This is a genomic window from Fodinicola feengrottensis, from assembly GCF_039530045.1.
Classification (GTDB): Bacteria; Actinomycetota; Actinomycetes; order Mycobacteriales; family HKI-0501; genus Fodinicola; species Fodinicola feengrottensis.
Map to the genome: position 1 here is coordinate 173,859 of NZ_BAAANY010000003.1, position 20,849 is coordinate 194,707.

Below are 20,849 nucleotides of genomic sequence, written 5' to 3' on the forward strand. Positions count from 1 at the left end.
TCCATTTAGGAGCACCATCGTGCTATCGTCGTCGGTGTGACGACGACGATGAAAACGTTCCCGCCGAGTGGGATCGGCGCGGTGGCGTCCGGACTGGTCGTCCGGCACCTGACCGAGATTTTGCGGCAAAAGGGGGAACACGTACGAGAAGAAGGCGCTGACCGACTGTTTCTGGCTGGCGTTTCACCCACGGACGTCGAGGCGATCGTCGGCCAGGCGGTCGCGGCTGGCATCGGGCGGATCGTGCTGCTGTCCTCGCACGGAGCTCGCCACGAAGCCGCGTACGGCCGCGCCTGTTGGCATCATCTGCTGGTCGAGCAGGCAGTGGAGGCGTCCGGCGTCGAGTGGACGCACCTGCGCTCACCTGGGCTGATGAGCGGCACGCTGCGATGGGCGACGGCGATCCGCGACAGCGCGGTCGTACGAGCGCCGTACGCGCAGGCCGCGTATCCGCTGCTGGACGACGCGGACCTGGCCGAGATCGCGGCGACCGTCCTGCTCGAACCAGGCCACCACGGCCGGGCGTACAACCTGGCCGGCGCGCCCGGCGTTTCGCAGGTCGAGCAGGTCAAAGCCATCGCCGCCGCGATCGGGCAGCCGATCCGTTTCGAAGAGCTCAGCCCTCAGCGGGCCCGCGACGAGTGGGAAGGCGCGGGCTGGCCGGAGGCCGCGATTCAGTTGCAACTCAAGGTCCTGAAGGACCTCGTGGACGGGCATACGGGCATCGAGGACGCCATGCCAGTCGAAGAGCTGCTGGGTCGCCCCGCTGGCAACTACGCGGACTGGGTGGTCCGAAATTCCGACGGTTTCCGGAGGCAGAACCTGTGGTGACAGTGGTGACCGGCGCGACTGGGCAGGTCGGCCGGCTGGTGGTCGAGCGGCTTCGTACGGCCGGCGAGAAAGTACGGGCGGTGACCCGCGGTTCCGTGGAACCAGGTGTCGAGACCGTACGTGGTGACCTTCGAGAGCCCGACTCGTTGGTCGGCGCCTTCGAAGGCGCCGACCGGCTTTATCTGTTCCCAGTGGCCGAAACCGCACGAGAGGTCGTCGACCTCGCACGCCGGGCCGGCATCGAGCGGATCGTGGTGCTGTCGTCCGGCGCGGTGACTACCGGCCACGACACTGACTTCCACCTGCCGGTCGAGCAGGCCGTCGAGGCGTCCGGCCTGGAGTGGACGCACGTACGCCCCGGCGCCTTCGCGATGAACAGCCTGCACCTTTGGGGACCGTCCGTACGAGCCGGCCGCACGGTCATCGATCCGTACCCGGACCAGGTCGACCAGCCGGTGCACGAGGCCGACATCGCCGATATCGCTGCCGCGGCGCTCCTTGAGGACGGCCATAACGGTGTCGCTTACACGTTCGTAGGGCCCGAGCAGCTCAGCCATCGGGACCAGGTTGCCGCGCTCGAGGCCGCGATCGGCGAGCCGATCCAGCTGCCCGAGGTCACCGCGGAGCAGGCGCTGGAGCACTATCGCCGGCAGGGTGGCTGGGCTGCCGCGAGCGCCGAGTTCCTGTTCGGCGGGCAGCCGTATTCCGCCGAGCCCGGCGAACCGCAGCCGTTCGTCCCCCGACCGAGCGAATTCCGCGCTCGCACGTACGCCGAGTGGGCTCGCGGCCACGCGGACGACTTCCGGTGAGCGGGTCAGCCGGCGCTGGCCTCTTCCAGGCCGCGGGCGGCCAACCGGTCGGCTCGTTCGTTTTCCGGGTGGCCGGCGTGCCCCTTCACCCAGTGCCACTCGACCTGGTGTCGCTCCACAGCCGCCTCCAGGCGCTGCCACAGGTCGACGTTCTTCACCGGTTTGCGGTCCGTGGTCTGCCAGCCGTTCTGCTTCCATTTCGGCACCCACTGAGTGATGCCCGACCGTACATAAGTGCTGTCTGTGTAGAGCATCACGACGGACGGCCGGGTGAGCGCCTCCAGAGCCTGGATCGGCGCTGTCAGCTCCATCCGGTTGTTGGTGGTGACGGCCGGATCGCCGCCGCAGAGCTCCTTTTCCACCGTGCCGAAGCGAAGCAGCGCACCCCACCCGCCGGGGCCCGGGTTCGGCCGGCACGCGCCATCGGTGTAGATCTCCACAGCTGCCATGCCAGCAAGATACCGGCGGACCCCGACCGCGATTGCGCGCGGCGCGAAATTCCGGTGGCGCATCGGGCCCGGTGCCGTACGGTGGCGGCGTCCGCGATCTCGTCGCACCCTGGTGGGACGATCGAAGTAACCGCTAAAAAATTGCCGACGAAGATGCGAGAGTTCCCGTGCTGATCCGATTGTTGCGTGACTTCCTACGCCCCTATCGTGCCCCGCTGGCACTGGTGGTGCTGCTCCAGCTGTTGCAGACCCTGGCGGCGCTTTACCTGCCAACCCTGAACGCGGACATCATCGACTACGGCGTTGTCAAAGGCGATATGGGCTACATCCTGCGCATCGGCGGGGTGATGATCGTGGTGTCGATGGTGCAGATCGTCTGCTCTGCCGGTGCGGTGCTCTATGGCGCGCGTACGGCGATGGCAGTCGGCCGGGACGTCCGGGCCGCGGTCTTCCATCGAGTGCAGAAGTTCTCCGCCCGTGAGGTCGGCCATTTCGGCACACCGACCCTGATCACCCGTACGACCAATGACGTGCAGCAGGTGCAGATGCTGGCCCTGATGACGTTTGTCCTCATGGTGTCGGCGCCGATCATGTGCGTCGGCGGCATCATCCTCGCCCTCAACCAGGACGTGCCGCTGTCCTCACTGCTGCTGATCATCGTGCCGGTGCTGGCCATCGCGGTGAGCCTCATCATCAGCCGGATGCGGCCGCTTTTTCGGCTGATGCAGGAGCGGATCGACGGGATCAACCGGGTGCTGCGTGAGCAGATCACCGGCATCCGGGTCATTCGCGCTTTCGTGCGGGACACCAACGAGCGCGAGCGTTTCACCGGCTCCAACACCGAGTTGCTGACCGTGTCGCTCGGCGTCGGCCGGCTGATGGCGTTGATGTTCCCGGTGGTCATGCTGGTGATGAACGTGTCCAGCGTGGCGGTGCTGTGGTTCGGCGGCCACCGGATCGCCAGCGGCGACATGAAGATCGGCGCGCTGACGGCGTTCCTGAGCTACCTGCTGCAGATCCTGATGTCGGTCATGATGGCGACCTTCATGTTCATGATGGTCCCGCGCGCGGAGGTGTGCGCCGAGCGGATCAAGGAGGTGCTGGACACCGAGCCCAGTGTGGTGCCGCCGGTCCAGCCAGTCGCCGCGGTCCCGACGCATGGCCAACTGGAGCTGCGGGGCGTCCAGTTTCACTTCCCCGGCGCTGAGAACTCGGTGCTGCGCGGCATCGACCTGCTGGCCCGGCCGGGTGAGACGACGGCCGTCATCGGCAGTACGGGCAGCGGCAAGACCACGCTGCTCAACCTCGTGCCGCGGTTGTACGACGCGACCGCCGGCGCGGTGCTGGTGGACGGCATCGACGTACGGGAGCTGGACCCGACCGTGCTGTCCAACACGATCGGTTTCGTGCCGCAGAAGCCCTACCTGTTCTCCGGGACGGTCGCGTCGAACCTGCGATATGGCAAGCCGGACGCCACCGACGAGGAGCTCTGGCACGCGCTGGAGATCGCCCAGGCCCGCGACTTCGTCGAGCGGATGCCCGAGGGCCTGGACGCGCCGATCGCGCAGGGCGGCACCAACGTGTCCGGCGGCCAGCGGCAGCGACTCGCCATCGCCCGAACTCTCGTACGCCGCCCGGAGATCTACCTTTTCGACGACTCCTTCTCGGCGCTGGACTACGCGACCGACGCAGCGCTGCGCAGGGCACTCGCGCGGGAAACGTCCGAGGCGACCGTGGTGATCGTCGCCCAGCGGGTCAGCACCATCCGCAACGCGGACCGGATCCTGGTGCTGGACGAGGGCCGGGTGGTCGGCTCCGGCACCCACGGCGAGCTCATGGACACCAACGAAACCTATCGGGAGATCGTGCTCTCCCAGCTCACCGAGCAGGAGGCAGCATGAGTTCCCCCGCCCCCACCGTGCAGGGCGAAAGGGCCGTTCCCAAGCGCGCCCTCGGCCCAGCGCCGGGCCCCGGCCCAGCCCGCTTCATGGGTGGCATGTCGACCGAGAAAGCGCTGGATTTCAAGGGCTCCGGCCGCCGGCTGCTGCAGTTGCTGCGTCCCCAGCGGCTGATGATCACCGCGGTGTTGGTCATCGGCGTGATCAGTGTGACGCTGACCGTGATCGGCCCGAAAATCCTCGGCCAGGCCACCGACCTGATTTTCGCCGGTGTCATCGGCGCCTCGCTGCCGGCCACCACCACCAAGGCGGCCGCCATCGCCCACCTGCGAGCGACCGGCCAGAACACCCTCGCGGACCTGTTCAAGTCGGTCAACCTGGTGCCCGGCCACGGCATCGACTTCGACGCCGTCGGCCGAGTCCTGCTGATCGTGCTGGCGCTGTACGTCGGTGCGTCCGTGCTCAGCCTCTTCCAGGGCCGGCTGACCACCACGGTCGTGCAGCGGGCGGTCTTCGACCTGCGCCAGCAGGTGGAGGCGAAGTTCGCCCGGCTCCCGCTGCGGTATTTCGACCAGCAGCCGCGGGGTGAGGTGCTCAGCCGGGTCACCAACGACATCGACAACCTGCAGCAGTCGCTGCAGCAGGTGCTCAGCCAGGTGGTGACCTCGCTGCTGTCGATTGTCGGCGTGCTGATCCTGATGCTGGTGATCTCCCCGCTGCTGGCCCTGATCGCGCTGGTCACCGTCCCGATCTCGGTGTTCGTCGCGGCCCGGATCGGCAAGCAGGCGCAGCCGCAGTTCATCAAGCAGTGGAGCACCACCGGCCGGCTGAACGCCCACATCGAAGAGATGTATACCGGGCATTCGCTGGTCAAGGTCTTCGGCCGCGAGGCCGAGTCGGCGGAGATTTTCGACCAGCACAACGAAACCCTGTTCAACGCGAGCTTCCGGGCCCAGTTCATCTCCGGGCTGATCCAGCCAGCAATGATGTTCATCGGCAACCTGAACTACGTGCTCGTCGCGGTGGTCGGCGCGCTCCGGGTGGCCAGCGGCTCGCTGTCGTTGGGTGACGTGCAGGCCTTCATCCAGTATTCGCGGCAGTTCACCCAGCCCATCACCCAGGTCGCCAGCATGGCCAACCTGATGCAGTCCGGCGTCGCCTCGGCCGAGCGGGTCTTCGCCTTGCTGGACGCGCAGGAGCAGGACCCGGACCCGGTCGAGCCGGTACGACTGGAGAAGACCCACGGACGGGTCGCCTTCGAGCACGTCTCCTTCCGGTACGACCCGGAGACGCCGCTCATCGACGACCTGTCGCTGCGGGTCGAGCCAGGCAGCACCGTCGCGATCGTCGGACCCACCGGCGCCGGCAAGACCACGCTGGTCAACCTGCTGATGCGGTTCTACGAGATCACCGGCGGCCGGATCACCCTGGACGGCGTCGACATCGCCACCATGACCCGCGAGGACCTGCGGGCCAAGACCGGCATGGTGTTGCAGGACGCGTGGCTCTTCGGCGGCACCATCGCCGAGAACATCGCGTACGGCTGCGCCTCCGCGACCCGCGACGAGATCGTCGCGGCCGCGAAGGCGACGCACGTCGACCGGTTCGTGCGGACCCTTCCCGATGGCTATGACACCGTCATCGACGAAGAGGGCGAGACCGTCAGCGCCGGCGAGAAACAGCTGATCACGGTGGCCCGGGCGTTCCTCGCGTCACCGGCGATCCTGATCCTGGACGAGGCCACCAGCTCGGTCGACACCCGAACCGAGGTGCTCATCCAGCGCGCGATGAACTCGCTCCGGCAGGGGCGTACGAGCTTCGTCATCGCGCACCGGCTGTCGACCATCCGCGATGCCGATCTCATCCTGGTGATGGAGTCCGGCACCATCGTCGAGCAGGGCAGCCATGCCGAGCTGCTCGACGCCCACGGTGCATATGCGCGACTCTATGCGGCCCAGTTCGCCCAAGCCGCCGTCGAAGTCGAGTAGCCCCTTTTACCGCATCGACGCGATGCGTGCGTTTGGCGCACGCATCGCGTCGATGCGGTAAGTCAGACCTTGGTGGGGACGGCGGCCGTACGAGCCAGTGGCTTGCGGGTGAAACGCACGCCGTCGCCGGTGAGCCGGCCACGGCGCAGCATGATCAGGTCGCGGATGTAGTTCTGGTAGAGCCGCCAAGGAGCGCGCGCCCCCTGTTTCGGCAGCTTTTCGACGCTGCGCAACACATAACCGGACATCAGGTCGATCAGCGGCCGGGTTTCCCCGGTTACTTTTGGCGCGACCGGCGTACAGATCTGCTGCTGACGAGCATCCATGTGGTTGAGCAACCGGCACACGTAACCAGCGACGAGATCCGCCTTCAACGTCCATGACGCGTTCGTGTATCCCACGGTGAGCGCGAAATTCGGTACTCCCGAGAGCATCATGCCCTTGTACGCGACGGTGTCACCGAGTTCCACGTCCGAGCCGTCGACGGTCAGCGAGATGCCACCAATGCCGAGCAGGTTAAGGCCGGTCGCGGTGACGACGATGTCGGCGTTCAACTCCTCGCCAGAGGCGAGTGTGACGCCTTTCTCGGTAAAGGTCTCGATCGTGTCGGTGACGACGTCGGCCTTGCCGTCCCGGATGGCCTTGAAGAAGTTGCCGTCCGGCACGACACAGAGACGCTGGTCCCACGGGTTGTAGCGCGGCCGGAAATGGGTGTCCACGTCGAAGGTTTTCGGCAGTTCCTTGAGAAGTGCCGAGCGCAGAATGCCTTTCATCGCCTTAGGCGCGTGCCGGCTGAGCTGGAAGCTGGCGGTCGCCCGCAGCAGGTGTTTCCAGCGCATGATCGAGTACGCGACATTTTCCGGCACCTTGCCGCGCAACGCCTTCTCCCACGACTCCACCGACGGCAGCGACACCAGGTAGCTCGGCGAGCGCTGCAGCATCGTGACGTGCTCCGCGTCGTCGGTCATGGCCGGCACCAGGGTGACCGCGGTCGCGCCGCTGCCGATCACCACGACCCGCTTGCCGGCGTAGTCCAGGTCGTCGGGCCACAGCTGCGGGTGGACGACCTGCCCAGCGTACGACTCGATGCCCGGAAAGTCCGGCGTGTAACCCTGCTCGTAGTTGTAATAACCGCTGCAGACAAAGAGAAAACCGCACGTCAGCTCGACAGTCTCATCGGTGTCCGTGCGCCGCGCCTCGACCGTCCAGCGGGCGTCCTGGGTCGACCACCGCGCTCCGATCACCCGGTGCTGGAACCGGATCTTGCTCTCCACGTCGTACGCCTTGGCGGTTTCCCGTACGTACGAACGGATCGACGGCCCGTCGGCGATCACCTTGCCGCCAGTCCACGGCCGGAAGTTGTAACCGAGGGTGAACATGTCCGAGTCGGACCGGATGCCCGGATAGCGGAACAGGTCCCAGGTGCCGCCGATCGCGTCGCGGGACTCCAGGATCGCGTACGTCTTGCCGGGCGACTCGCGTCGCAGGTGGCAGGCGGCGCCGATGCCGGAGAGCCCGGCGCCGACGATCAGTACGTCCACATGGTCGGCGGTCATCTTTGTCCCCATTCACAAACCGATCGGTCGGTCAGGGTGAGCCAGTGCACAGCATTCTGCCGTGATCGCGCGCTCACCACCACTGTCAGATTCGACACATCGACCGGTTTTGTCAACCAACCATCGGGCCGGCGACCTCCCGCCACCGGCCCTGACCTGCGGGTTTACGGATAGTTGGTCCAGGGGCTGACCTGGTGGGATGTGTTGGCGGCCGGGCCGGTGTTGTTGATGACGTGGCTGATGGTGCCGACGCCGCCGAGCGAAACCGTGACCAGGTCGTGGAACTTGACCCCAGGGGTGTCCGGCACCTCGAACGCATGGCTGGCCACGATCGAGTTGTTGGTGTTGAAGAAGCAGTAGCTGCCGACGCCCCAGGCCTCGTGGCTGGTCACCGAATTCGCCACCTTGTACGCGGCCCAGCCCTGGTTGCCGCCGCCGCTGGTCCACGACCCCTGGTCGGGCACGTCGTACGGGAGCTCGTTCTGGAAGAAGTACGTCCGGCCGCCGTTGCCGTTCCAGAGCACGTTGAACTGCTGGTAATGCTCGACGAAGAGGCCGTACATCGTCACGTCGTTGCCGTTGACCACCAACCCGTTGTTGGCCGTGTTGACGGTCCAGCCGACGCCGTACGTGTGGTCACCGCGCCACAGCCACATGTGGTCGCCAACGACGTTGTTGCTGTTGATCAGCAAACTCTGGGTCGCCTTACCGACCGCCGCCCCGCCAATGCGGAAGAAAACGTCGTGGATCGAGGCCGGGTCAGCGACGTGGCTGGCGGTCGAGCCGGGCTGGCCAATCTGCACCAGAACCTGAGAATTGCTCGTACCAGCGTCGATCAACAAGCCGCCGATGTTGATTCCGTCCACGTCCGCGGTCGAGATCGCGGTGACACCGTTGTCCGGAATCAGGGTGGCCATCCCCATCCCGAGCAGGACGGTGTCCGGCCGGGTCACGTTCAGGGTCTGGTTCAGGTGGTAGACGCCCGGAGTGAACAGCAAGTTGAGTCCCTGCGCCAAAGCCGCGTTCAAGGTAGCCGCGGAACTGGCCGGCGAGGCCACGTAGAACTGGCTCAGCGAGATCGAGTTGCCCACCGGCGTACCGTGTCCCCAGCTCGTACCGGAGGAGTTTTGCCGCACTCCAGGGACAAAGACGTTGTAGTTTCCGGATCCGTCAAGATAGAGGAACGGTTTTTCCCGTACGACCGGAGTCTGGCCGACGACGGTGTCCGGCGGGCTGGGATAACTCTGCGCCGGAGTGCCGGTCGAGCCGACGAAGACCATATTCCAGTTGCTGCCGGTCCAGCCGCCGTTCAGCTCGCTGTTGCGGGTCAGGAACTGTTGCTGCGAACCGGATTCCACCAGTCCATCGATCCTGCTGTCGGCGATCAGACCGCCACTGGACCAGCCGTCGCCGCCGTTCCACAGTTGAACCTGGCCACGCAGGTGCATCCTGCGATAGGGCACTGCCTGCGAAACGGCCCATCGCTCGATCTGCCCAGCGGGCAGGGTGACTGACAGATTTTCGGCGTCCCGCCAGAAATTCTGGGTGGCATTACCCAGGTTGTTCGGATCGCTGCCCTGCTGCAGCCAGTCAGCCTCGACGCGTACGTGCCCATTGATGTTCACGTCATCGGGCGACATTCCCAGGCCCGCGACCTCGGTGTAGAAACCGAGGTTCACGTCCGCGTTGTAGCTGCCCGGCTGGAAAAGCACCTCGTAGCGCTCGCTGCCGAACTGGTTAGTGTGCTGTTGGTTGAAGATCGAGGTCAGCTTGTTCTGCATGTCCGGCTGCGAGGATCCGGGGCCGTAAACGAAAACGTTCGGCCCGAAGTTGGGATTCTTGGGATCCGTCGGCGGAATTGTGCTGCCCCCGCCCGGAGTGTGGACGGCGACTTCAAAGAGCGAATAGCCGTATGGAGTCGCGCGCTGGGTCCCATAGATCCGCAGATACCGCCCGGAACCCGTGACCGGAATGGCTTGGCTGCCGCCCGGACCAGTGGTCGTCGAGTAAATATCGGTCCACGTGTTGCCATCCGGCGAGGTCTGCAGCTCGAAGGCGCGCGCGTACGCCGCTTCCCAGGTCAGGTCGACCTCGCAGAGCTGTTGACTGCTGCCCAGGTCGATCCGCAACCACTGTGGGTCGGAGAACTGGCTGGACCAGCGCGATCCGGTGTCGCCGTCCACCGCGGCGGAGGCCGGATAGCTGGCCGACTCGGTGGACGAAGCGGTCGCCGGCGCGTTCAGAGCCGCATTGGCAGTGCCGCAAGTGGCGGCCGCGACCGGAGCCGCCGGCGCCGCCAGCAGGGAGGACAGAGCGAGCGCGATTGCCAGTGCAGCGGCCAAAAACGGCAGCCGGCGGACCGGGGTGGGTGTCATGGGCACCTGCGTGTCTCCTTTTCCGGGCGTACGCGGCGAGAACCCACTGCGCTGGAGCGATTGCCTTTTTTCTTCAGGGGTAGGCGTTCCGGAAGGAATGTGATGCATTCAACAGCGCCGAAACCGGGTAGTCAAGACTTCCCGGCAGAACCCGTCACTTAACTACTTAACAAACCCGTGGTTGACAACCTCGACTTCCTTCGTACCATGAATTAAGGCGTCCCCGCAGCGCACGCGAGCTTGCTTTCTTTCTCCTCGTCGCTCCATCCCGCCATCTCGCGCACCCATCACCGGCTGAGGAACTCTCATGACAACCAGAAGACAAGTCCTCGGATGGACCGCCGCGACCGCCGCTCTCGCCTGGGCGATCCCCGCTTCCCCGAAACGCGCCGCCGCCGCGACCACCATGCCGTTGACCGTCGTCAACAACACCGGCCGCTATTCGAACAGCGCGGGGTGGATTTACATCGTGGGCACAAATCCGGCCGGACAGCAGTGTTACGTACGCTCCGACGGCGTGCAGGTGCCGGTGTCCACCTCGCTGAACGGACCGGACGGCTATGCCGACCTGTCCATCCCGTTCGCCGGCTCCGGATCCACCACCGTGTCGTTGCCGAACATGTCCGGCCGAATTTACGTGTCACTCGACGCGAAACTCAAGTTCCGGGTGGTGATCGACGGCAACGGCAAACCAGCCCTGCAGTATCCGGCCGGCTGGGTGACCTCCGACCCGAGCTATTCGGTGCTGCACGACTGCATGGAATTCACCTTCGCCGGCAGCGGAATGTACTGCAACACGACCATGGTCGACATGTTCAGCGTACCGATGGAAATCCACCTGACGGGCGCGTCCACGCAAACCGCCGGCACGCTCACCTCCGGCGGCCGGGACGCGATTTTCGCCGCCGTCTCAGCAAACCCTGATTTCCACAACCTCGTCGTCGGCGACTCGCTGCGGATCATCGCACCCGGCCACGGGATCGACGGCGGGCAGTTCTCTCGTACGTACTATGACTCCTACATCGACCAGGTGTGGAACACGTACGCGAACCAGGACCTGCATGTGACGATCAATGCCACCACCTACACCGGCCGGGTCAGCGGCAACCAACTGCATTTCGACCAGGGCGTAGCGACTTTCAACCGCCCGAGCACCCAGGACATTTTCTATTGCAACGGCGCCCTCAGCGCCCCGAACGACGGCCTGACCGGTCCGGTCGCGGCGCAGTTGGGCGCGGCCTACAACCGGTCGACCCTGGTCACCCACCCGAACCAACCGGTCACGGATCCGTCGCAGTTCTATCAGGCCGGGATCACCAACCACTATTCCCAAGCGATTCACCAAAACACCGTCGACGGCAAGGCCTACGGCTTTCCCTTCGACGACGTGGGCAATTTCGCCTCGTACATTCAGGACAACGCCCCCACCAGCATCACCCTGACCCTGACCCCTTTCGGCGCCGGCGGCGGCTCCACCGGTGGGCTGCTCTCCCAGAACCGCCCCGCCACCGCGTCCTCCACCGAGAATGCCAGTTTCCCCGCCTCAAACGCATATGACGGCAACACCGGAACCCGCTGGTCCTCGCAGTTCAGCGATCCCCAGTGGATTCAGGTGGATCTCGGCGCGGTCCACTCGGTCAACCGAGTCCGGCTCACCTGGGAAGCGGCTTTTGGCTCGGCGTACCAGATCCAGACCTCGACCGACGGCGGCAGCTGGTCCACCGCTTACGCCACGAGCGCCGGCCAAGGCGGTGTCGAGGACCTTTCCTTCGGCACCCGCCAAGCCCGCTATATCCGCATGCAGGGCACCCAGCGCGGCACCCCGTACGGCTATTCCCTCTGGGAAATGGAGGTCTACGGCAGCTGACCCGCCAGTCCGCTCCCGACCACGACCGCTCGGAAAGTTAGAGTGGTCGCGGTCACGGAGAGCGAGGGACACCGGTGGAGCCCACCAGCGAGAAGAAGCGCAAGCGGTTCCCGGACAGCCTGCGGCGGGCGATCGGCTCGTCGCTGCTGGTGGTTGTCATGCTCGTCGTCGCGTACGTCCTCGACGTGGCCAGCTACCTGAAGGCCGACCACTGGTATCTGAAGCTGATCGCGCTCGGCGGCGCCGCGGTTTTCGTCCTCGTCGGGGTGGTCGCCGTACGCTCCGTCGGCTCGGTGGCGGCCGGCCGGATCCAGCGGCGGTTGAGCGCCGGACATGCGGCGGCGCTGCGCCTCGCGGTGTCACTTTGCGGCTACATCGGCCTTGCCATTGTCGTGCTGAACACCCTGGGCGTCGACCTCGGGCAGCTGCTGGTCGGCGGCGCGCTCACCGGCGTGGTGATCGGCATCGCCGCCCAGCAGTCCCTCGGCAACGTCTTCGCGGGCGTGGTGTTGATGAGCTCGCAGCCGTTCTCGGTCGGCGATCACGTCGTCGTCCACTCCGGCGCCCTGGGCGGCCCGCACCGTGGTCAGGTGACCGAGATGGGGCTGGTCTATCTCACCTTGGAAACCGAAACCGGCCCGATTCGCCTTCCCAACAGCGCGGTCCTGAACTCCGCGGTTGCCCAGAACGGCACCGAACCCGAATAGCGGCTATCCCAGCAATCGGCTGGGCTGCGGCCACTCGCTGCCGACGCAGAAGTGGTTATGCCACAGCCAGCCATCTTGTACGAACGAGGTTCCGTTCGACAGTGACACGTAAACTTGCGCCGCGGTCCCCCGAGTGAAGGTCACGATGTCGGATTTCCCGTCGCCGTCGAAATCGCCGACTCCGGGCACCTCACCGGCGAGCGAGAAACGGTGGTGCCAGATGGCCCCGGCGCCGAATTGGGTGCCGTCCGACAACCCCACGTAGACCAGTGCCGGATTTGCCTGCGTAAACGTGACAATATCGTCGCGGCCGTCGCCATTGAAGTCGCCCACCGCTGGGGTTTCGCCGGCCGGCGCGAACCAACCGTTCCACAGGTTGTCGCCGCCGTTGCCCAGGAAACGGGCTCCGTTCGAGAGTGCGACATAGACGTCGCCGGTGGTGCCCTGCGAGAAGGTGGCGATGTCGTCCATGCCGTCGCCGTTGAAGTCGCCCACCGCCGGCGGCTCGCTGCCGTAGCCGAAGTTCGAGTCCCATAGCTGCGAGGTGCCCTCGAAACTGCTGCCCGTCGACAACGCCACGTAGACCTGCCCAGGGCCGTAAGAGGCACCGCGGGTGAAGGTGGCGATGTCCGCCCTGCCGTCGCCGTTGAAGTCGCCGACCAACGGGATTTCGCTGTCCAGCGCGAAGAAACTGTGCCACAGCTGGGGTGCCCCGAAAGTGGATCCGTTGGACAGCTGGACATAGACCTTCGGGCTGCCGCCGCGTACGAACCAGATGATGTCCGTACGCCCGTCGCCGTCCACGTCCCCGGTCAGCGGCACCGCCGTGCCCGGCGCCACGCCGGAGGCCACCAGCACACCGTCGCCGGCGAAGGCGGCGCCGGTCGAGGTGGCGCCGTACGCGGTGGCAGCCGTGCCCCTGGTGAAGGTGAGTACGTCATCCTTGCCGTCGCCGCTGAAATCGTTGTGAGTGGCCACCTTCGTCGTCGCCGACACCACCGCGGACGCGTCAGCGGCAAGACCGCCCGGATCCACCGCGACCACCCGGTAATAGCGGGTTTGCTTGGCCGGCAAGGCAATTTGGACGTAACTGGTGGTCCGGCTGGTGCCGATCAAGGTCGAGGCGCCCACCGGTACGTCGGAAGATGGTGAGGAATAGACCCGATAAAGCGTCGCTCCAGCGGCGGACGTCGGCTCATTCCACTGCAATCGGACGGCGTGCCGGGTGCCGGTCACCGTCAGGCCGGTCACCGCGGCCGGACGGGCCGTGTTCGCGTACGCGCCGACAATCGCGTCCGCCGCATAGCGAACGGCGTTCCAAGCCGGCGACCCAGCCGTCGGTGTCAACGTCACAGCAATGCTGGACTTTCCGGCCGTCACACTGGAAGGTAGTGCGTACGTGTCACTCAGCCAGCGCTGCCGGGGATTGCTCCGCGGCTCCAGCCAGGTCCCGACCGCGGTCCCGTCGACGCTCACCGCAGCGGACTGGAAGGCGGCATTCTGGTCGGACGTACGACGAAGGAGCACGCCAGCGTTACTGGAGGTGACGGCCATCGTGAAGGTGATCGGCTGGGTCGTCGAGCGCGACCGGTCGTTGACCGGCAGCGAGTCCTCGTTGCCTTCGTGGGCGCTGTAAAGCGCGGCCTCGGTCGCGCCCGGGTCGGTGTAGCCGTGGGCCGTCCGGCTGGCGGCATCGGTGACCTGCACCGAATCGCCACGCACGGTGGTCGAAGTTGGCTGGGTATAAAGGAAAGCAGTCGACGAGTAGATGCCAGCGATGTTGTCGCGCTCGCCGTGTTCCATCCCGAACCTCAAGGCGGTCTGGTAGGGCACGGCATCGCCCAGCATCAGCCGGTAGACGGCGGTGGAGTCGTTCGGATGGCTGCCATCGGGTTTGATGTTGCGCGGCTGGCCGGTGAAAGCGTCGCTGTATTGCACGCCGTTCCGGAAATACCAGCCACCCTCGTAATAGTCCTCGGTGCCGGTGCCGTAAAGCTGCGGTGACTGCGAATTGTCGACGTACACCCGCTCGTCACCCTCGAGATAGCCGCGGCCGCCGCCCTGGGTGCCGCGCATGCTTTCGCTGACGCCGACGAACTTTCCGTGCCCGCCCTCGTCCGCGAACAGCCAGTCCTGCCCTGGGGTGGTGGCGCCATAGGTCGATCGAGCGGTGAAATAGCCGGCGCTGCCATCCGCCAGCGCGGTCGTCCACTGTGGATCCGGAGCGACCGTTACCTGGGTGTTGATGCCGGAAATCGCCGCGCCGGTGGTGTTGGCCAAGGTGATGGTGGCGTTCTGCGCGAATGGCATGGGCCACCAGGTGGAGAACCAGCCGTTGGCCGCCGGGTCGGAGGCGAACAGCAGCGAGCGTACGGTGCTCGGCCCTATTCCGGAACCGAAGAACTCACCGACCGGAGAGTCCACAGTGGACCGTCCATCGAAGGTGATCTTCAACCGCAGGCCAGCGAGTGAGGCCTCGGTGGGGGCGCTGGTGAATTGCAGGCGCAGCGCCGAAATCGTACCTGGACCTGTCGGTTGGGCGACCGTCGCGGTGCCGCCGGCCGGTACGCTGACGGTGCCGGCGCTGGTCTGCGCGCCGGGCGCGGCCGGCTTGGGATCGCGCGTACCAGCCGCGTTCAGCACCGACAGCACGTCTTGGGCCTGGTCCGCCCGGTTGAAGGTGGAAACCCCGTCGGCGTCCGGAAAATGTCGGTAGTCAACGTGGTAGTACGCGAGCGCGCTCTGCACGCTGACCCGCATGGAACTGCGATATGTCATCGGCACCTTGATGTAGACGCCACCAGGTGACTGGTCGCCGGTGGCCACCATGGGATAGACGAAGGGCGCGCCGAGGCCGCCGTTCACCACGGTCTGCAGCGGCGAGTCGAGCACGGTGGTGCCGTCCAACTCGATCCGAATGTTCCCCATCGCGGTAACCACGCCGTTGTCGCGGGTGAACCAGATCGACGAGAGCTCGCCGGGGCCGCTGTCCTGCGCGATCACACAGCCGGCGCCGCCGGACCCGAGGCACGTACCACCACCGTCGTCGTTGCCGCCGGCCCGGTCGAAACTCGAATACTGCAGCGTTTGTACGCCGGAAGTCAGGTATGGCAACTGATCGAGGTGCCGGTACGTGTCCCAGCCGACCGGACCCTTGCCGACCGACGCCGCGGCGGCGGTCGCCGGATGTGCGGCGGCGGCCGGTATCGGGCTGAACGCGAGGGCGGCGACCGCGGCCACCACCAGTAGATTTCTGCACAGGCGCATCGCATCTCCAGGTGGCCGGATCCCGGCGGATCACCGAGATATCGATTTCCCGGCCAGAGGCTACGAGCGCGCGGCGACCAAGTCAACAGCCCCGGGAGCGAAAACCGCTATCCGACCCGCTGCAGCCATGATCGGGTCGGTGCCGGCTCCCGGCGGCCGCCCGCCGGCTCGGTCACCGCGTCCAGGTCGAGACCGAGGGTCGCCAGCAGAAACTGCCGCTGCCGGCGCCAGGCCGGGCTCTCGCGGTACGTGTCGACGATGGCCCACAGCCCGGGATTGCGCCGCCAAAGGTCACTCGCCAGCCCTCGGGCGGCCACCGCCACATCGCCGGCGTCCTCGTCCAGCAGGGTGTCCAGGCCCGCCGCGAAAGCGGTGAACCAGCGGCGGAAAGCGGCACCGAGGAAGTGGTCATAGTCGTCGAAGACGGCGTCGATCCGCTCGCCGTACGTGGCTCGCAGGTCATCCGGCCCCACTCGCCCGGCGACCGAGCAGAGCTCGCTCAGCAGATCTTGGCGTTCATGCGTACGCGTCCAAGTGTCCGAACTATTCATGTCTGTCTACCTTCACAAAGTTAGGTGTTACTAGAAGTAGCATCAAGTCCGTAAGATCCACTGTCAAGGCGATCAGCCGCAGGTCACATCGTCGCCCACCCCACACAACGTGCTTGAGCAGCCGTTTTATCGGTGGTCGCGGCTAGGGTCAGGTGGTGCTGGTCACCCTCGCGGTGGAGAACTACCGCTCCTTACGACACCTCGTGATGCCGCTACAGCAGCTGACGCTGGTCACCGGCGCCAACGGGACCGGGAAGTCGAGCCTCTACCGGGCGCTCCGGCTGCTCGCCGACGCCTCCCGCAACGGCGCGATCGCCGCGCTGGCCCGCGAAGGCGGCCTGCCCTCGACGTTGTGGGCCGGCCCGGAAGTCATCGGCCGGGCCGTGAGAGCCGGCCAGCACCCCGTGCAGGGCACTGCGCGACGCAAGCCGGTCGGGCTGCGGCTCGGGTTCGGTGGCGATGAGTACGGATATGCGATGGACCTCGGCTTACCCGTCGTGCCGATGGAGACGGCCTTCGACCTGGACCCGGAAATCAAGCGGGAAAGCATCTGGGGTGGTCCGGCGCTGCGGCCCGCCACCCTGATCGCCGATCGCCACAACGAGGTCGTACGCACCCGCGGCGAAGCCGGCGACTGGTCCACCGGGCAGCGGATCGCGCTGTCCGACAGCATCCTCAGCGAGGTGTCCGACCCACTTCGGGCGCCGGAGGTCCTGCTCGTACGCGAACGGATTCGGTCCTGGCGGTTCTACGACCAGTTCCGCACCGATCCGCAGGCACCGGCGCGGGCCAGCCGGATCGGCACCCGTACGCCGGTCCTCGCGCACGACGGCGCCGACCTGCCGGCCGCCCTGCAGACCATCCGGGAAACCGGCGACACGACTGGCCTCGACGCCGCCGTCGATCACGCTTTTCCCGGCAGCCGCGTCGAAATCGACGTGCTCGACGGCCGTTTCGAACTGCGCTTTCGACAACACGGCCTGCTCCGCCCGCTCGACGCCGCCGAGCTCTCCGACGGCACTCTGCGATATTTGTTGCTCACCGCCGCACTTCTCACTCCGAGACCACCCGAGCTGTTGGTGCTCAACGAACCGGAGACCAGCCTGCACCCGGATTTGCTGCCTCCACTGGCAGAACTGATCAACACAGCGGCCACTCGTACGCAGCTGATCGTCGTCTCGCACTCGACCCGTCTTATCCAAGCTCTCCAGGCCGGCGGCTCGACCAGCACGGTGGTGCTGGCGAAGGACTTCGGCGAGACGGTCATCCAAGGGCAGGGCCGCTTGGATGAGCCAGCCTGGCACTGGCCCAAGCGATGATCGAGCGATAGAGTAACTCATCGGTGTATACCGTCGAGTTACAGAGGTGGCCATGCGTACAGGCTGGTGGTGGCGTGGTGCCGGGACGGCGCTGGGGTACGTGCTTTTCGTGTTTCTCCTGAGTTTGGCGAGAGGCACCGCGTTTCACCCCGGCTATCCGACAAACCTCGCGTTGGTCGCGGTCAGCGCCCTGCTCGCCGGCTTCGGGCTCGGACCGTTGGCGGCCATGCTGCGGCTGCCGCCCATCCGGCGGATCGCGGTGCTCTTCGGCATCGTCTTCGTGCTGCTCAGCGCCAGCAACGCGGTCGAGGTGGCGCTCTACCTGCCGGCCGCCACCGTGCTCGGAACGCTGGCCGGCGGACTCCTTCAGTCGCTGGCCCTCTCGGTGCTGCTCGGTCTTTTCTTCCGGCCAGCGGACACCGACGACCGACTCGGCTCGGCCCTCGCGATCAGGTCACCGCTGTCGTGGGGGTGGCGAGTGGTCGTGTTGGGGGTGCTGTGGGTGCCGGTCTTCCTGCTCTGCGCGCTGGCCGACACACCGGTGGTCGAGGCCATCGAGAAATCGGCGCGTACGCAGACATTCACCAGCCCACCAATGGCTGTTCTGGTCAGCTCGGAATTCGTCCGCGGACTCCTGCACGCGGCGGTTTTCGTTGTCATCGTGGCACTTCTGCGCCGCAGGTGGCCAGTGGCCTGGCTGTGGTGCGCGGTGTCGTTGGCGCTGCTGAATGGCTGGATTCCGATCATCACGCAAACCACGCTGGCGCCGCTGATCCGGGTGGCGAACGGCGTCGAGATCACCCTCAGCTCAGTCATCTTCGGCCTGCTCGCGGCCTGGTTGCTGGCCCACCGAGCGGCCCCGGCACCGGATCGGCATGCTGGGTAGATGCCACCCGCCCGGCGCAAGCTGCTGTCCGCACCCGAACGCTCGGCCAGCGTCCTCGCGGCGGCCGCCCGAGTATTCGCGGCCGGCGGGTACGCGCGTACGTCCATCGACGACATCGCCGCCGAGGCCGGCATCACCAAACTCATCGTCTACCGGCATTTTGCCTCCAAACAGGCGCTCTACCGGGCCGTGATCGACCAGATCGCCGGAAAACTCGGCGCCGTCGAACGAGCGCCGGTGAACGGGACGACGTACGAAGATCTGCTCGCGGGCGTGACGCGGACGCTGGCCGACACCATGCGAGTCGCCAGACAGGCACCGGACGCTTTCCGGCTGCTCATTCGCGACGCCCAGCATGAGCCGGAATTCGCCGACTATGCCAAGGAAATTCTGGCGAGGAGCGTGCCGATCAGCGCCCAGGCGCTGGCTGGGATCGCCGATCCGGCGATCCGCCGGTGGACCGCGGAGGTGATCGCTACCACCGTGGACAACGCGATGCTGAGATGGCTGGAACTGGCGCCGGCCGACCGGGATGACGAGATGGCGCCGATCCTAGCCCGCATGCTGGCTGGCATCGGCGGTGCCGCTTTAAGACCGTAAGGTCCTTGTAAGGAGGATCCTGTCCATCTCGTGGTTAGCATCGGGCCATGTCATTTCGGGTCCGCGCGGTGGCGGGTTTTTCGTTGCTGGCGCTGCTGGTCGCGGGATGCGGCGGCGGAGCTACCAAAACCGTTCCGTCCGGTACGCCGGGAGAGCCCACCTGGGCGCCCTGGCCGTCCGCGCTGCACGACGCCCGGCACAGTGGCGCGTCGACCTCCGATGGCCCGCAGAGCGGGAAATTCCGCTGGCAGCGCCAGCTCGAAACGTCGATCACACCTGGCCCGGTGATCGGCGCGGACGGGACGATTTACGTCGCGTCCAACACCGGAATTTTCCACGCACTCGATCCGGCGACCGGAAATGACCGCTGGACGTACGATCTCGGCCATGCCGGCGGTGGTGACCTGTCGGTCTCCGCACTCGTGCTGCCCAGTGGCGACATTCTCGTACCGAGCGCACAACAGCTGGTCGCACTGTCGCCAGCGGGCGTACACCTCTGGACACAGGACCTCCCGGGCGTACCGACTTCTCCGGTCACCGCCAACGGAGACCGCGTCTATGTCGGCGACATGTCCGGCGGCGTGAGCGCGATCGACGTGACTGGGGGAAAGTCTCACCGTCTGGTGTGGACGGTCCAGGCCGGCTCGGGGTCGTACGGGTCGGTGGTCGCCACCGGAACGGGCCGGCTTTACACCACCGCCGACTCCGGCCTGGTCGCTGTCGACGACCACGGCAGCACTGGGAAAGTGGCCTGGCGAGCCAATCCCAGCGACGGCATCACCGAAGTCTCAGCCGGCTTGGCCGCCGACGGCACCGCGATCCTTGGTACGAACGGAAAGCGGGAGTGGGCCTACCATCCGGACGGCACGCGGGCCTGGGACTCGCCGCGGACCATCACTTATTCTTCGCCGTCAGTCACCGCGAACGGCCTGGTCTATGTCGGTGACCACGCTGGTTTTGTGCACGTTTTCAGCGTGAAAGACGGAACTGAATCCGCCACCTACGGGCCCGTACCCACTTTGATCTGGAGCTCCACCGTGGTCGACCGCCGCTCAGACGTGTATTTCGCCGGCCAGAACGGCCATGTGTACGGCGTCACCGCTGCCGGTAAGCGTTTGTTCGACGTAAAAGTGGGTGGCCAGGTGGACAGCTATCCGGCCCTGACAGCCGACGGCGCCCTGATTGTCGGCGCCCGCAACGGCATTCTCACTTCGATTAGCTGAGATCCGCGCTGCAGATGACATCCTGGTAGGGGCCGCTGGTGACGGCCTTGGAGTCCACCTGCCTGCCATCGACAGTGATGGAGCAGGTAACCGGCGAGTCGCCGCCCATTTGATTGACATTCAGCGTGATGTAGTCGACCACGCCACTGTCGATCGTCTCAGTGTCGGTCCAGGGCGATGTGACATCGTAGATGTTTTGATCAAGGCCAGTGGAGTCGTAGAAACCGATCTCGCCGATCGAACTGCCGGGGCTCGATGCCGAATACGTCACCACGTGCGGCTGGCCGGTGCCCGAACTGCTGGGCGGCGTGGCCGAGGCTGTCGTCGGATTCTGTGCGTTGCCGGCGGTGAACAGCAGCACGGCACCCATCACCCCAGCGCACAGACACAGCACAACCACCAGGCCGCCGGCCATCATGCCGATGATCACACCGGTGCTGAGTCCGGCTCTGGGCGGCGGTGGAACGAAACCAGAAAACGGCGAATTAGCCGGATATGCCATCTTTCTCCCCGTCTTTCCCCG

Annotated in this window: 16 protein-coding genes and 1 pseudogene; 10 read left to right on the forward strand and 7 right to left on the reverse strand. The window is 66.1% G+C overall.

Annotated elements, in window-relative coordinates:
• Positions 1 to 36 precede the first annotated feature (36 nt).
• Positions 37 to 831, forward strand: a complete 795-nt coding sequence (locus tag ABD301_RS05225) for a Rossmann-fold NAD(P)-binding domain-containing protein (protein WP_344307649.1) — start codon at positions 37 to 39, stop codon at positions 829 to 831.
• A 5-nt stretch (positions 832 to 836) separates the two neighbouring features.
• Positions 837 to 1,640, forward strand: coding sequence for an SDR family oxidoreductase (locus tag ABD301_RS05230; RefSeq protein ID WP_279581298.1), 804 nt, complete (start codon positions 837 to 839; stop codon positions 1,638 to 1,640).
• 5 nt (positions 1,641 to 1,645) lie between these two features.
• Here ABD301_RS05230 and rnhA read toward each other — a convergent pair whose 3' ends face one another.
• Positions 1,646 to 2,089 (reverse strand): ribonuclease HI, encoded by a 444-nt coding sequence (gene rnhA / locus ABD301_RS05235; RefSeq protein WP_163569867.1) that lies wholly within the window; start codon positions 2,087 to 2,089, stop codon positions 1,646 to 1,648.
• Positions 2,090 to 2,256: 167 nt separating this feature from the next.
• On the opposite strand from rnhA, the gene ABD301_RS05240 reads away from it, so the two are divergent.
• Positions 2,257 to 3,990 carry an ABC transporter ATP-binding protein gene (locus ABD301_RS05240; RefSeq protein WP_344307652.1) on the forward strand — a complete coding sequence of 578 codons (1,734 nt, stop codon included), beginning with the start codon at positions 2,257 to 2,259 and terminating at the stop codon, positions 3,988 to 3,990.
• Positions 3,987 to 5,975: an ABC transporter ATP-binding protein gene (locus ABD301_RS05245; RefSeq protein ID WP_425551888.1), complete on the forward strand. Its 1,989-nt coding sequence runs from the start codon at positions 3,987 to 3,989 to the stop codon at positions 5,973 to 5,975. Before ABD301_RS05240 ends, ABD301_RS05245 begins: the two co-directional genes overlap by 4 nt.
• 62 nt (positions 5,976 to 6,037) lie before the next feature.
• Here ABD301_RS05245 and ABD301_RS05250 read toward each other — a convergent pair whose 3' ends face one another.
• Both ABD301_RS05250 and ABD301_RS05255 read right to left on the reverse strand, forming a co-directional pair.
• Positions 6,038 to 7,531 (reverse strand): flavin-containing monooxygenase, encoded by a 1,494-nt coding sequence (locus ABD301_RS05250; protein ID WP_344307654.1) that lies wholly within the window; start codon positions 7,529 to 7,531, stop codon positions 6,038 to 6,040.
• A 164-nt stretch (positions 7,532 to 7,695) separates the two neighbouring features.
• Entirely contained in the window at positions 7,696 to 9,906 is a 2,211-nt protein-coding gene (locus ABD301_RS05255) for a discoidin domain-containing protein (RefSeq protein WP_344307776.1), read from the reverse strand.
• Between the two features lie 307 nt (positions 9,907 to 10,213).
• On the opposite strand from ABD301_RS05255, the gene ABD301_RS05260 reads away from it, so the two are divergent.
• Both ABD301_RS05260 and ABD301_RS05265 read left to right on the forward strand, forming a co-directional pair.
• Positions 10,214 to 11,773, forward strand: a complete 1,560-nt coding sequence (locus ABD301_RS05260; RefSeq protein ID WP_344307656.1) for a beta-1,3-glucanase family protein — start codon at positions 10,214 to 10,216, stop codon at positions 11,771 to 11,773.
• Between the two features lie 74 nt (positions 11,774 to 11,847).
• Positions 11,848 to 12,480 carry a mechanosensitive ion channel domain-containing protein gene (locus ABD301_RS05265; protein WP_344307658.1) on the forward strand — a complete coding sequence of 211 codons (633 nt, stop codon included), beginning with the start codon at positions 11,848 to 11,850 and terminating at the stop codon, positions 12,478 to 12,480.
• Positions 12,481 to 12,483: 3 nt separating this feature from the next.
• On the opposite strand, the gene ABD301_RS42300 is transcribed toward ABD301_RS05265, so the two are convergent.
• The 3 genes and pseudogenes from ABD301_RS42300 to ABD301_RS05275 form a co-directional block, all read right to left on the reverse strand.
• Positions 12,484 to 13,731, reverse strand: a complete 1,248-nt coding sequence (locus ABD301_RS42300) for an FG-GAP repeat domain-containing protein (RefSeq protein ID WP_425551891.1) — start codon at positions 13,729 to 13,731, stop codon at positions 12,484 to 12,486.
• A 21-nt stretch (positions 13,732 to 13,752) separates the two neighbouring features.
• Positions 13,753 to 15,720: pseudogene (locus ABD301_RS42305) on the reverse strand (glycoside hydrolase family 172 protein); the annotation flags it as partial.
• Between the two features lie 134 nt (positions 15,721 to 15,854).
• Positions 15,855 to 16,298, reverse strand: a complete 444-nt coding sequence (locus ABD301_RS05275; RefSeq protein WP_344307662.1) for a hypothetical protein — start codon at positions 16,296 to 16,298, stop codon at positions 15,855 to 15,857.
• Positions 16,299 to 16,453: 155 nt separating this feature from the next.
• Here ABD301_RS05275 and ABD301_RS05280 point away from each other — a divergent pair, with 155 nt between their 5' ends.
• From ABD301_RS05280 to ABD301_RS05295, 4 genes are read left to right on the forward strand one after another with little or no spacing between them, the layout of a single operon-like run.
• Positions 16,454 to 17,617, forward strand: a complete 1,164-nt coding sequence (locus ABD301_RS05280) for an AAA family ATPase (RefSeq protein WP_344307664.1) — start codon at positions 16,454 to 16,456, stop codon at positions 17,615 to 17,617.
• Between the two features lie 52 nt (positions 17,618 to 17,669).
• A complete protein-coding gene (locus tag ABD301_RS05285) occupies positions 17,670 to 18,503 on the forward strand; it encodes a hypothetical protein (RefSeq protein ID WP_344307666.1) in 834 nt (277 codons plus the stop codon).
• Positions 18,504 to 19,103, forward strand: coding sequence for a TetR/AcrR family transcriptional regulator (locus tag ABD301_RS05290; RefSeq protein WP_344307668.1), 600 nt, complete (start codon positions 18,504 to 18,506; stop codon positions 19,101 to 19,103).
• 47 nt (positions 19,104 to 19,150) lie between these two features.
• Positions 19,151 to 20,326 (forward strand): outer membrane protein assembly factor BamB family protein, encoded by a 1,176-nt coding sequence (locus tag ABD301_RS05295; RefSeq protein WP_344307670.1) that lies wholly within the window; start codon positions 19,151 to 19,153, stop codon positions 20,324 to 20,326.
• Here the strand turns inward: ABD301_RS05295 and ABD301_RS05300 are convergent.
• Entirely contained in the window at positions 20,319 to 20,756 is a 438-nt protein-coding gene (locus ABD301_RS05300) for an MmpS family transport accessory protein (RefSeq protein WP_344307672.1), read from the reverse strand. The two genes, ABD301_RS05295 and ABD301_RS05300, sit on opposite strands and share 8 nt — an antisense overlap.
• Positions 20,757 to 20,849 lie beyond the last annotated feature (93 nt).